This window comes from Variovorax ginsengisoli (assembly GCF_030486595.1).
GTDB lineage: Bacteria > Pseudomonadota > Gammaproteobacteria > Burkholderiales > Burkholderiaceae_C > Variovorax > Variovorax ginsengisoli_B.
Genome location: NZ_JAUJZH010000003.1, coordinates 381,131 through 391,609 on the forward strand (window position 1 = coordinate 381,131; position 10,479 = coordinate 391,609).

General features: G+C 66.1%; 16 protein-coding genes. All 16 read left to right on the top strand.

The annotated features are described in order from the left end of the window. Positions 1 to 8: 8 nt before the first annotated feature. The 16 genes from QZH52_RS06620 to QZH52_RS06695 all read left to right on the top strand — a co-directional run bounded on the left by QZH52_RS06620 (position 9) and on the right by QZH52_RS06695 (position 10,463). Positions 9 to 1,454 carry a DUF4055 domain-containing protein gene (locus QZH52_RS06620; RefSeq protein ID WP_301805667.1) on the top strand — a complete coding sequence of 482 codons (1,446 nt, stop codon included), beginning with the start codon at positions 9 to 11 and terminating at the stop codon, positions 1,452 to 1,454. Next, on the top strand, positions 1,454 to 2,563 hold the full coding sequence (locus QZH52_RS06625; protein ID WP_301805670.1) for a phage minor head protein: 1,110 nt from the start codon (positions 1,454 to 1,456) through the stop codon (positions 2,561 to 2,563). Before QZH52_RS06620 ends, QZH52_RS06625 begins: the two co-directional genes overlap by 1 nt. Next, complete coding sequence (locus QZH52_RS06630; RefSeq protein WP_301805672.1) at positions 2,560 to 2,814, top strand: hypothetical protein; 255 nt, start codon at positions 2,560 to 2,562, stop codon at positions 2,812 to 2,814. Before QZH52_RS06625 ends, QZH52_RS06630 begins: the two co-directional genes overlap by 4 nt. A 9-nt stretch (positions 2,815 to 2,823) precedes the next feature. After that, positions 2,824 to 3,054, top strand: a complete 231-nt coding sequence (locus tag QZH52_RS06635; protein ID WP_301805677.1) for a hypothetical protein — start codon at positions 2,824 to 2,826, stop codon at positions 3,052 to 3,054. A 150-nt stretch (positions 3,055 to 3,204) separates the two neighbouring features. Next, positions 3,205 to 4,047, top strand: coding sequence for a hypothetical protein (locus QZH52_RS06640; protein WP_301805680.1), 843 nt, complete (start codon positions 3,205 to 3,207; stop codon positions 4,045 to 4,047). Positions 4,048 to 4,114: 67 nt separating this feature from the next. Further along, on the top strand, positions 4,115 to 5,413 hold the full coding sequence (locus tag QZH52_RS06645) for a major capsid protein (protein ID WP_301805683.1): 1,299 nt from the start codon (positions 4,115 to 4,117) through the stop codon (positions 5,411 to 5,413). A gap of 61 nt (positions 5,414 to 5,474) precedes the next feature. After that, positions 5,475 to 5,720 carry a hypothetical protein gene (locus tag QZH52_RS06650; protein ID WP_301805686.1) on the top strand — a complete coding sequence of 82 codons (246 nt, stop codon included), beginning with the start codon at positions 5,475 to 5,477 and terminating at the stop codon, positions 5,718 to 5,720. Positions 5,721 to 5,787: 67 nt separating this feature from the next. Beyond that, complete coding sequence (locus tag QZH52_RS06655) at positions 5,788 to 6,114, top strand: hypothetical protein (RefSeq protein WP_301805688.1); 327 nt, start codon at positions 5,788 to 5,790, stop codon at positions 6,112 to 6,114. A gap of 1 nt (position 6,115) precedes the next feature. After that, positions 6,116 to 7,273 (top strand): SGNH/GDSL hydrolase family protein, encoded by a 1,158-nt coding sequence (locus QZH52_RS06660; protein ID WP_301805691.1) that lies wholly within the window; start codon positions 6,116 to 6,118, stop codon positions 7,271 to 7,273. Next, positions 7,270 to 7,764 carry a DnaT-like ssDNA-binding protein gene (locus QZH52_RS06665; protein WP_301805694.1) on the top strand — a complete coding sequence of 165 codons (495 nt, stop codon included), beginning with the start codon at positions 7,270 to 7,272 and terminating at the stop codon, positions 7,762 to 7,764. The genes QZH52_RS06660 and QZH52_RS06665 overlap by 4 nt, the downstream gene beginning before the upstream one ends. Next, positions 7,761 to 8,192 (top strand): hypothetical protein, encoded by a 432-nt coding sequence (locus tag QZH52_RS06670; RefSeq protein ID WP_301805696.1) that lies wholly within the window; start codon positions 7,761 to 7,763, stop codon positions 8,190 to 8,192. Before QZH52_RS06665 ends, QZH52_RS06670 begins: the two co-directional genes overlap by 4 nt. Next, on the top strand, positions 8,189 to 8,557 hold the full coding sequence (locus tag QZH52_RS06675; RefSeq protein ID WP_301805699.1) for a hypothetical protein: 369 nt from the start codon (positions 8,189 to 8,191) through the stop codon (positions 8,555 to 8,557). The genes QZH52_RS06670 and QZH52_RS06675 overlap by 4 nt, the downstream gene beginning before the upstream one ends. After that, on the top strand, positions 8,557 to 8,970 hold the full coding sequence (locus tag QZH52_RS06680) for an HK97 gp10 family phage protein (RefSeq protein WP_301805700.1): 414 nt from the start codon (positions 8,557 to 8,559) through the stop codon (positions 8,968 to 8,970). The genes QZH52_RS06675 and QZH52_RS06680 overlap by 1 nt, the downstream gene beginning before the upstream one ends. Next, entirely contained in the window at positions 8,967 to 9,383 is a 417-nt protein-coding gene (locus QZH52_RS06685) for a phage tail terminator-like protein (RefSeq protein ID WP_301805701.1), read from the top strand. Before QZH52_RS06680 ends, QZH52_RS06685 begins: the two co-directional genes overlap by 4 nt. Positions 9,384 to 9,480: 97 nt before the next feature. Then, the gene (locus tag QZH52_RS06690) at positions 9,481 to 10,125 is read left to right on the top strand and encodes a phage tail protein (protein WP_301805703.1); all 645 of its coding nucleotides are present in this window, start codon (positions 9,481 to 9,483) and stop codon (positions 10,123 to 10,125) included. Then, complete coding sequence (locus QZH52_RS06695) at positions 10,053 to 10,463, top strand: phage tail assembly chaperone (protein WP_301805705.1); 411 nt, start codon at positions 10,053 to 10,055, stop codon at positions 10,461 to 10,463. The genes QZH52_RS06690 and QZH52_RS06695 overlap by 73 nt, the downstream gene beginning before the upstream one ends. The last annotated feature ends 16 nt before the right edge of the window (positions 10,464 to 10,479 follow it).

The following is a 10,479-nucleotide window of genomic DNA, read 5'->3' on the forward strand; positions in this document are numbered from 1 at the left end:
ACAAACGCATGGCCCTCAAGGTACAAGATCAATCGCCGGAAGTCGCCGCGATGGCGGTGAACTGGCCCATCGCCGAGGCGTTGCTGGGCGGGACTGTGGCCATGCGCGCCGCCGGCGCCGCCTACCTCCCGAAGTGGCCAAACGAGGAGCAGCCCAGCTACAACACGCGCCTGAGCGTGGCGACCCTCTTCCCGGCTTTCGGTCGCACCATCGGGGTGATGAGCGGCAAGCCGTTCTCGAAGCAGCTGACGCTGGCCGATGACGTGCCGGAGAAGATCAAGACCTGGTGCGACGACGCCGACCAGCAGGGCAACAACCTGCACACCTTCTCGGCTGCCGTCATGGCTGAGGCGCTGGGCTTCGGCATCTGCGGCGTGCTGGTGGACTATCCGAAGGTCGGCGAGGGCGTGAGGACACTGGCGCAGGAGCGCGAACTCGGCGTGCGTCCCTACCTTGTTTTCGTCCGCCACTCGCAGATCCTGGGGTGGAAGAGTATGCGCACCGGCGGCGTTACTCGACTGACGCAGCTTCGCCTGGCAGAGACGAAGGAGGTGTCGGACGGGGAGTTCGGCGTCAAGAATGAACCGCGCGTGCGCGTCCTGGAACCCGGCAAGTGGTCGGTCTACAGGCCCGGCGCCAGGGCTGAGGATGACTGGACGCTGGAGGAGGGCGGAGTCACGACGCTGACCGAGATCCCGTTTGTGCCGTTCTACGGCAAGAAGCTGGGCTTCATGTGCGGCGTGTCGCCGCTGCTCGACTTGGCGCACCTGAACGTCAAGCACTGGCAGAGCCAAAGCGACCAGGACACGATCCTGCACGTTGCGCGGGTGCCGATCCTGGCCATGATCGGGGCCGATGAGAATTCGAGCCTGACCGTGGGCGCATCCTCGGCCGTGAAGCTGCCGCTGAACGCGGACATGAAGTTCGTCGAGCACACGGGCAAGGCGATCGAGGCCGGCGAGACCTCGCTCGAGAAGCTGGAAGCCCAGATGGTCCAGACCGGCGCAGAGCTGCTGGTGGTCAAGCCGGGCGAACAGAAATCCGCCACGCAGTCGAACAACGACGCCGAGGCGAACAAGAGCGACCTGCAGCGCATCACCGAGATCGTCGAGGATGGCCTCGACCAGGTGCTGCAGTTCATGGCCGCCTGGGTCAAGGAGCCGCAAGGCGGTCACGCGAGCCTGTTCAAGGACTTCGGTGCCGGCAGCCTGAGCGATGCCTCGGCCCAGTTGATCCTGAGCATGCAGCAGGCCGGCCTGATCACGAAGCAGACGGCCATTCGGGAGCAGCAGCGCCGCGGCATGCTGGCGGCGGACATCGATCCTGAAGACGAGCTGGCAGCGGTGGACGAGGAAGGCCCGGCGCTCGGCGCCATGGACGATCCGAACGCCGACCCGAACATCGACCCGCTGACCGGGCTGCCAAAGAAGAAGCCTGACCCGGCCGCCGCCTGATGAACGCCGCAGAGGTCGCCGCGGCGAAGAAGCTGCTGGACCTGACCATCCGCCACCAGATCAGCCTGCAGCGCTACAGCAACGGCCAGGTGCGCCGGCTGATGTCGATGCTGAACCGGGCCGACGCGGACATCTTCGCGGCCCTGACCGTCGCCCTCGAGCGCCTGCCGGCTGGAACCGCCACCGTCGAGTACCTGGAGAGCATGCTCGGCAGCGTCCGGGCCTTGAATCAGCAGGCCTACCAAGCCATCGAAGGCGGTCTGATCGTCGGCATGCGTGACCTGGCCGGCGCCGAGGCGAACTACCAGTTCGAGCTGTTCCGCGGTGCGATCGCGCCGTCGGTCAGCCTGGCCGCGGTATCCGCTGAGCAGGCATGGCAGGCGGTCTACAGCCGGCCGTTCGCCGGGAAGATGCTGCGCGAGGTGGTTGTCGAGCTCGGAGAGACCCGGGCGAAGCGGATCCGGGACGCCGTCCGCATGGGCTACCTGGAGGGCAAGCCGACCGCCAAGATCGTGAGCGACATCCGCGGAACCCGCGCCAAGGGGTTCGTCGAGGGGTTCGTGGAAACGGACCGCAGGAACCTGGAAACCACCGTGCGCACCGCGCTCAGCCACACGGCCGCCGGCGCGCGCAACCGCTTCTACCAAGAGAACGAGCAGGTGATCGACAGCCAGATGTGGCTGAGCACCCTGGACAGCCGGACCTCGGACATTTGCATCGCCCGCTCCGGCCGGCGCTACACGCTGGACGAGCGGCCGAAGCCGATCGGTCACTCGGTGCCCTGGTGCACGCCGATGGGCTGCGGCCCGGGCAACGTCCACTACAACTGCCGCAGCACCGCGCTTCCGCTGCTGCCCGGTCAGACGAAGCTGTACGGCACGCGGGCCAGCGCCGGCGGCCAAGTCGACGCGAACATGAGCTACGGCGAGTGGCTGAAGACACAGCCGGCCGGCGTGCAGGACGAGGTGCTGGGCCCGACGCGGGGCAAGTTGTTCCGCGACGGCGGCCTGACGATCGACAAGTTCCAGAACGACAAGGGCGTTTTCATCGACATCGACCAGCTGCGCGAGCGCGACGCGGCGGCATTCAAGAAGGCAGGCGTCCAATGATCTACGACCCAAGCAACGCAGGCGGCGCCGCCGTCTACGACGTCGAGACCAAGGAGCAGCTGCGCGAGGTGCTGTGGGTGGACACCGAACTGGGCGAGGTGGTGCGCGCAGAGCAGCCGCTGAGGGTTACCGTCGGCGACGAATTCGCCACGTACACGACGCGGTTCGCGACCATCTACCCGATCCGCGGCGGCGGCCTCCGCCCGGTGCTGTTCCACTGCTATGGCCGCCAGGAGCCTCGGCCGGCCTAGAATCCCGGCGTGGCCCTGAAGCTCGTCCAACCCTCCGAACCACCTCTCGCCGAGAAGGTGCGCCAGCGCGTGAAGCGCACGCCCAAGCCGGCCGCCATGCTCGAATGCCGCTGCGGCTCCCGCGAGTTCATCGAAACGAAGTCCGGTGTGCTGCTCAAGGACGGCAAGCCCACCGGCGGCACCAAGACGCTGATCTGCGCTATCTGCCTGCTCAAGGGCGAGCGCGTCGTCGTCGCCTGACCTGATACCTCGGCCGCAAGGCCCACCGATCCCGAAGCCGCTGTGCGTGATGCCCAGCGGCTTTTTTCGTTCCCGGCCGCCGCGTGTGATGCGCGTCGGCCATCAACTGCCCGAGATGGGCGCATCCACCCCTTCGAGAGGAAGGTTCTCATGTCCACCGCTACCCGAAAGTCCGCAATCCGCGGCATGTTCCTCATCGCCCACAACCGCCTCACGAGCTACATGGCCCGCGCCGGCCTGCTGCTGACCGCCATCCCGATGACGGTCGACGCAATCGACGCGATCCCCGAAGCTCAGCGTGCCCTCTACAAGGAGTCGAACGGGAAGTTCGTCCTCGACGTGGACGGCTACGAGGACCCGGTCGGCCTGAAATCTGCCCTGCAGGCAGAGCGCCAGAACGCCAAGACTGCCACCCAGCAGGCTGCGGCGTGGAAAGCTCTGGGCAAGACGCCCGAGGAGATCCAGGCGCTCGTCGACGCGGCGGCTCAGGCCGAACAGGACCGCCTCGGCAAGAGCGGCGAGTGGGACAAGCTGAAGCAGCAGATGGCCGACCAGCACAAGACCGAACTGGGCAAAAAGGACGAGCGCATCAGTGCTCTGACGAAAAGCCTGGAGCGGCGTCTGATCGATGCCGATGCGACGGCGGCAATCGCCGACGCCAAGGGCGTGCCCGCGCTGCTCCTGCCGCATGTGCGCGCCTCGGTGAAGGTCATCGAGGACGGTGGCGACTTCAAGGTCCAAGTCGTGGACGCGGCGGGCAACCCTCGCGTCAATGGCAAGGGCGAGTTCCTTTCGATCGCGGATTTGGTCGGCGAGATGCGCCAGTCCGATGTTTTTGGCCGTGCATTCGAGCCGTCGGGTACCACGGGAGGTGGTGCTTCTGGTGGCGGCTCGGGCGGCGGCGCCAAGACGATGAAGCAGGCAGCGTTCGATGCGTTGCCGCCCAAAGCCCGCGCGAAGGCGATGGCCGACGGCTACTCCATCGTCGAGTAACAGGTTCCGTTTCACCAACCCCCCGGGCCCGCCATGAGCGGGCTTTGTCATTTCTGAAAGCCCAATCATGAAAAAGCTCTTCCCCTCGCTCATCGCCTTCGCTGCGGTGGCCCTCGCTTCGGCTGCGTCGGTGGCCGCGGCGCTCCCCGCGCAGGCCCGCGACTTCGTCAAGGTCTGCGGCTTCAAGGTGCACGATGCGCTCTTCGCGCACATGGCCAAGAACGGCATGGTGCTCGGCGCCAACGTGTTCACCGCCATCCAGCCGACTCTCTTCAGCGCCGCGCAGGAGGTTTCGAACGAGCCCTTCGGCGTGATCAGCGCGATCAGCGCGGACTTCGACGACAAGGGTGTCGCAGTGGGTGACCTGGTGAAGGTGCCCGTTGCTCCGATCCGTGCAGTCAAGAGCTTCACCCCGGCAATGGCGATGCCGACCGGAGACGACGCGACGGCTGACGGTGTCTCGGTGGCGATCACCAATACCGACTACGTCGACTGGAACCTGACCGGCGAGCAGGTCAAGAGCCTGCAGAACGCCGACTCCGACAAGGAGTGGGTCCGCCAGATGGTCGCCCAAGGCATGCGCGCCCTGCGCAACAAGGCAGAGATCGCCGCATGCACGGCGATCAAGGTCGGCGCCTCGCGCGCTGTCGGCACGGCCGGCACCAACCCGTTCGCCACCGACATCAACATCATCCCGGACGTCCGGAAGGTGCTGTTCGACAACGGCGCGCCCATGGCCGACCTGCAGCTGTGCATCGACTCGACCGCCGGCACCTCGGCGCGCAAGCTGGGCATCGTCCAGCAGGCCTACCAGGCAGGTAGCGACGCCGAGCGCCGCTCGGGTGACCTGCTGCGTCAGTTCGGCTTCGCGATCCGCGAATCGGCCGGCATCACGCTGCACACGAAGGGCACCGGCGCTTCCTATGTGACCTCGGGTTCGACCGCTCCCGGCGTGCGCGACGTGGCGCTGGTGACCGGCACCGGCACCGTGCTGGCCGGCGATGTGGTGACGTATGCGGCTGACACGGCCAACAAGTACGTGGTCAACACCGGTGTGGCGGCGCCCGGCACGATCACCATGGGTCGCCCTGGCGCCCGGGTGACCATCGCCACCGCCAACGCCCTGACCGTCGGCAACAACTACACCGCCAACCTCGCCTTCGAGCGCTCGGCGGTCGTGGGTGTGATGCGCGCTCCGATCATCCCGGAGAACCCGATCATTCAGCAGACCCTGATCAGCGACAAGTTCGGCATGACCTACCTGCTGCTGCAGATCGCGGGCTACGGCATGACCACCTGGCAGCTGCACATCGCCTACGGCTTCAAGGTCGTCCAGGGCGAGCACGTCGCCCTCGTGATGGGCTGATGAAGCGCCGGGGGCTTCGGCTCCCGGCCTCTCGCCTCGCTCAACCCCTGGAGAAACCACCATGTCCCAAGTCGAATTGATCCCCGTCGCCAAGGATGGCGCCTACCTTGAAGTGCACCCGACCACGCTTGACCAACACAAGGGCCTCGGCTGGCGCGAATGTGCCAAGCAGGAAGGCGCCGAAGCCAAGCCCTCCGACGGCTTGAAGGTCGAAGAGATCAAGGCCGAGCTCGAGGCCAAGGGCATCGCCATCCCCGACGGCGTCACCAAGAAGGCCGACCTGGCCGCACTGCTCGACGCCTCCTGAGTCGATCTCTTGAAGCGCCACGAGTTGGCGCTTTGCAAGGTCCGCACTCGATCCTGAAGGTTCCACCATGCCAACTCTTCGTTCTACAGATGCCGAGATCATCGAGCGACTCGCGATCGGCGATTCGCTGGTTGTCGTTGCGCCACCGGGATCGTCGGTGCGCGTTTATCACAGGCCTGACCAGAACCCAGATTCCACCGTGACCGGTGCGACGACCACCTTCGGCCCGTACCCGACGACCAAGACCCTGCACATGAAATGCACGGCGGGCGCGGTGTCGTTCACGGTCCCGACGCAGCCGCCCACAGAGCCTCCTGCGTTCGTGATTTCTAGCTCAGCCCCATCCAACGCTGACGGCCGTCCCGACGGCACGATCTACATCCAGACAGCTTGACATGGCGATCAAGGTCAAGGTTGGCGGCGTCTACACCGACACGGTGGGCGTCTTCTCCAAGAACGCGGGGGTGTATTCCGCGGTAGCGGGGCTTTCGGCAAAGGTCGGCGGGGTCTATGTGCGCGCCGATGCCGCCGTCGATCCGCTGGCCCGCTTCAAGGCGTCTGTGCTGGCGGGAACTGGCAAGGTCTACATGTCCGGCGACAGTACGACGCTGGTCGCCAACCAGATGTGGTCGCAGATCAACGAACAGATCACGGCACCTGGCGGCGAGTGGGGCGGCGTGACGGTCGTCAACGGTGGCGCCAACGGCCAGACCCTGGAGGGCCAATTGGCCCAATCCATGGGAGACATCTACGCATCGGCGGCAACTCTGGTTATCGGTTGTTGGCTGATCAACGATGTCCGACAAGGCGCTCGCACCGTCGCGCAGATGCAGGCCAACTTGCTGCAGTTCATCGACGGCATCAAGACAAACTTGCCGGGCGCCGACATCCTGATGTGGACGCCGAACAGCTTCCAACTCACGGACCCCCAGGCCTACGGATATGTGGTGCCCTTGGCCTCCGCGCAGGACTACACCGATCGAATTTGGCAGGCATACGAGAACGTGCGCCTGACAGCTCCGGCAAACGTCGCGTTCGTCGACAAGCAGCAGGTGTTCGGCCGCGTACTGGTGGACGTCAATCCGCTGCTGCAAGACATCCTGCACCCGAACAACACCGGCCAGACGGCGGCCATGATTCCCATGATTCAGGTGACGACGCCAACGCCGCCACCGATCAATTTGACAGCCAGCGCAGCAGCATGGGCGAGCAACCCGAACAACCCGTGGACGATCTATTCGCGTGCGCTGGAAGACACCCGCTACTGCACGGTCGTCAAGCGGATGTACTGCGACACCTGGGCGGACCTCGGCGCCAATTACCTTTACTACTGGGCGCCCCGCTGGAATGACCCCAGCGGCTCGATTCAGGTCGCTGATCTGCAGCCGCTGGACTTCATCGGCACCGCGAACGGGAACTGCCAGCTGACTGGCAGTGAGACCAAGAGCGACTTGGACGTGCGCCGAATCCAGATCCAGATCCCCATCGCCAACGGTGCTCCGAGCAACACGCCGGGGCTGGCCTACGGCACTGTCTACCGGAAGCTTCCATGACTCTGATCGTCGCCCCCACCGTAGGTGCTGAGAGCTACATCTCGGTCGCCGGCGCCACCGCCTATCACCTTGCACGCGGGAATGCTGCCTGGGCCGCCGTCGTCGATGACACGACCCGCGAGCAGCTGCTGCGCAAGGCGACCGACTACATGGTCCAGGCCTACGGTCAGCGGTGGAAGGGCGATCGCGTCACGCCGACCCAGAGCCTCGACTGGCCGCGCTACGGCGTCTACGTCAACAACTTCTGCATCGACAGCACCACGGTGCCGGCGGCGGTCGCCAACGCCTGCGCCGAGCTGGCCCTGCGCGCGATCACGGCGCCGAGCCTGTTCCCTGATGTCGGCCGCCTGAAGGCCAAGGTGAAGGTCGGCCCGATCGAGACCGAATACGTCCAGGGCACCTCTGGCCTGACCCGGTACACCGCGGTCGACAACATGCTGGCCGCCTACCTGGGCGCCGGCGGCAACCTGATCCCGGTGGTGCGCGCATGACGGTCATCGCCTGGGACGGGAAGACATTGGCGGCCGACAAGCGCGCCACCTCGGGTGGCGGCATCGCGCGCACCGTCACCAAGATCTGCCGGGGCGCAGCCGGTGAGCTGATCGCCATGACGGGCGATTGGGATACCGCGGCGGAGATGCGCGAGTGGTTTCGCGCCGGCGCCGACCCGGAGAAGTTCCCGGCAAAGGCTCGCGAAGACAAGGCCACGCTCATCGTCATCACCGCTGAACGGATCGACACCTACGGCTGCGGCCCCTATCCGATGCCCATCGAAAACGAGCAGGTCGCGTTCGGCTCGGGGCGAGATTTCGCTGAGGCAGCGATGTTCCTCGGCCATGGTGCCGCCGAAGGGGTGCGCGTGGCGTGCCACTTCCAGACCGACTGCGGCAACGGCATCGACACGCTGAGGTTCGAATGAGCGGCTTCTATGACGAGATGGCGGCCGTCGCCGACGAGATCCTGAAGGAGTTCGGCGGCCCCGCGGTGCTGTCGCGCGTGACGCCGGCTGCCTACGACCCGACCACCGGCACCACGACGGGCGAGACCACGACCACCTGGCCGGCCACCGGCGCCAAGTTCGACTACGAGCAGAACGACATCGACGGCACCAAGATCCGCCAGGGAGACCAGCGCGTCTACCTGTCGACCATCGGCGTCGTCAACCCGCAGACGGGCGACACCCTGACGATCGCCGGCACGGCCTACAACGTCGTCGCCTCGCGGCCGCTCCAGCCCGCCCTGGTGGCGGTCCTGTTCGACGTCCAGGTGCGCGGGGTCCTCTGATGTCGGGCTTCGGCGACCAGATCCGGGGCTTCACGAAGAAGACCAACGACAACATCGACAAGACCGTCCAGTACTCGATCATCCTGGCCGCCCAGGGCGTGATCCTGAAGAGCCCGGTCGACACCGGCCGCTTCCGCGCGAACTGGCAGTTCGGCATCGACGTGCAGAACACGACCACCACCGAGACCACCGACAAGTCGGGCCGCCAGACGCTGGGCGGGATCATGGCCCAGGTTCGCGCGAACGTCGTCGGCGATGCCGCCCGCGGCGTGTTCTGGATTTCCAACTCGCTGCCCTACGGCCACCGCCTCGAGTTCGAGGGCTGGTCCAAGCAGGCGCCGGCCGGCATGGTGCGCATCACCCTGGCCGAACTGCCCGGCGCCGTCGACGCCTACGTGAGGACGCTGCAATGAGCGACAAGCTGATCAGGTCGCTGTTCGAGGGCCGCCTGGGCACCTGGGCCGCCGCGCGCGTGCCGGCGCTGCCCGTGGCCTGGGAGAACGTGAGCTTCACGCCGCCGGCGGGCGCCTACCTGCGAGCCTTCCTGCTGCGCGGCGCGACCACCAGCCGGGACCTGGCCGGCGACAACCGCAACCGCGTCGGCGTCTTCCAGATCAGCATCGTCTGCCCGGCTGGCAACGGAGCCGGCGCCGCCGAATCGATCGCCGCCGAGCTCGACGCGCTCTTCCCGATGAATCTGCGCCTGACGAGCGGCACGTTTGCCGTGCAGCAGCTGAGCCCGCTGCGCCTGTGGTCGCCGGACAGCTCCGACCGCTACCTCCTGCCGGTCGACTTCCAGTACCGGGCCGACACCTACCCGACATAGGCGCCCGCGCGCGCCTCCCGCTTCCTTCCCGCCCTTCCGGGCATCAGCAACCAGCCGCCCTTGAGGCGGCTTTTTCATTTCCGAAAGGGCATCCGCCATGTCTTCGCTTTTCCCCAACAAAACGATCTTCTCGATCAGCTCGACGATCGACGCCGCCAAGAGCGTGACTGCGCTCTCGAATGCCAATCCTGGCGTGGCGACCTCGGCCGCCCACGGCTACACCGCCGGCGACATCCTGCTGCAGAGCTCCGGCTGGCCGGAACTGAGCGACCGCGTGGTGCGCGTCGCGAATCCGGTGACGAACACCTTCGAGGAGGAGGGCTTCGACACCACGAGCCTGACGCGCTTCCCCGCGGGCGCCGGCGTGGGCACGGTAAAGAAGGTCTCGGCCTGGACCGCGCTGTCGCAAGTCACCGACATCGCCACCAGCGGCGGCGAGCAGCAGTACTTCCAGTGGGTCTACCTGGAGACCGGCCTGCAGCAACAGCGCCCGACATTCAAGAACGCCCGGTCCATGCAGATGACGCTGGACTACGACAACGCGCTCGCTTGGTACAACCAGCTGCTCACCAGCGACCTGACCGGCGACACCTACGTGCTGCGCGCCGCGCTGCCCAACGGCAAGCTCTTCTACTGGTCGGTGATCGTCGGCTTCGATGGTGAGCCGTCGTGGAACACGAACCAGAACATGCAGGTCGTCGCGACCTTCTCGCAGGTCAACCCGCGCTCCACCAAGTACTGATCGGCCGCATGTTCAAACTCAAAGCCGATCCGACCTTCTCCGCGAAGGTCGCCATCCCCGTCGCCGGCGGGGCTTCCGTGGAGGTGCCCTTCACCTTCAAGCACCGCACCAAGAAGCAGTTCGCGGACTGGTTGGAATCACTCGAGGAGCGCCGCAAGGCGCGCGCGGGCGAGAACCTCGATCTCGAAATCGTGCTCGAGGTGATCGCGGGATGGGGCATCGACGAGACCTTTTCGAATGAGAACGTCGAGATCCTGCTCGAGGAGCGCATCGGCGCCGCTGTCGCCATTCGCGACAAGTACATCGACGAACTCACGAAGCAACGCGAAAAAAACTGATCGACGCCGCGCGCCG

What these genes read in the sequence shown, in the direction of transcription:
- QZH52_RS06670 (WP_301805696.1), top strand. Translation starts at nt 7,761, where the DNA reads ATGACGGTCATCGCCTGGGACGGGAAGACATTGGCGGCCGACAAGCGC.
- QZH52_RS06680 (WP_301805700.1), top strand. Translation starts at nt 8,557, where the DNA reads ATGTCGGGCTTCGGCGACCAGATCCGGGGCTTCACGAAGAAGACCAAC.
- QZH52_RS06690 (WP_301805703.1), top strand. Translation starts at nt 9,481, where the DNA reads ATGTCTTCGCTTTTCCCCAACAAAACGATCTTCTCGATCAGCTCGACG.
- QZH52_RS06625 (WP_301805670.1), top strand. Translation starts at nt 1,454, where the DNA reads ATGAACGCCGCAGAGGTCGCCGCGGCGAAGAAGCTGCTGGACCTGACC.
- QZH52_RS06675 (WP_301805699.1), top strand. Translation starts at nt 8,189, where the DNA reads ATGAGCGGCTTCTATGACGAGATGGCGGCCGTCGCCGACGAGATCCTG.
- QZH52_RS06650 (WP_301805686.1), top strand. Translation starts at nt 5,475, where the DNA reads ATGTCCCAAGTCGAATTGATCCCCGTCGCCAAGGATGGCGCCTACCTT.
- QZH52_RS06645 (WP_301805683.1), top strand. Translation starts at nt 4,115, where the DNA reads ATGAAAAAGCTCTTCCCCTCGCTCATCGCCTTCGCTGCGGTGGCCCTC.
- QZH52_RS06655 (WP_301805688.1), top strand. Translation starts at nt 5,788, where the DNA reads ATGCCAACTCTTCGTTCTACAGATGCCGAGATCATCGAGCGACTCGCG.
- QZH52_RS06640 (WP_301805680.1), top strand. Translation starts at nt 3,205, where the DNA reads ATGTCCACCGCTACCCGAAAGTCCGCAATCCGCGGCATGTTCCTCATC.
- QZH52_RS06660 (WP_301805691.1), top strand. Translation starts at nt 6,116, where the DNA reads ATGGCGATCAAGGTCAAGGTTGGCGGCGTCTACACCGACACGGTGGGC.
- QZH52_RS06665 (WP_301805694.1), top strand. Translation starts at nt 7,270, where the DNA reads ATGACTCTGATCGTCGCCCCCACCGTAGGTGCTGAGAGCTACATCTCG.
- QZH52_RS06630 (WP_301805672.1), top strand. Translation starts at nt 2,560, where the DNA reads ATGATCTACGACCCAAGCAACGCAGGCGGCGCCGCCGTCTACGACGTC.
- QZH52_RS06620 (WP_301805667.1), top strand. Translation starts at nt 9, where the DNA reads ATGGCCCTCAAGGTACAAGATCAATCGCCGGAAGTCGCCGCGATGGCG.
- QZH52_RS06685 (WP_301805701.1), top strand. Translation starts at nt 8,967, where the DNA reads ATGAGCGACAAGCTGATCAGGTCGCTGTTCGAGGGCCGCCTGGGCACC.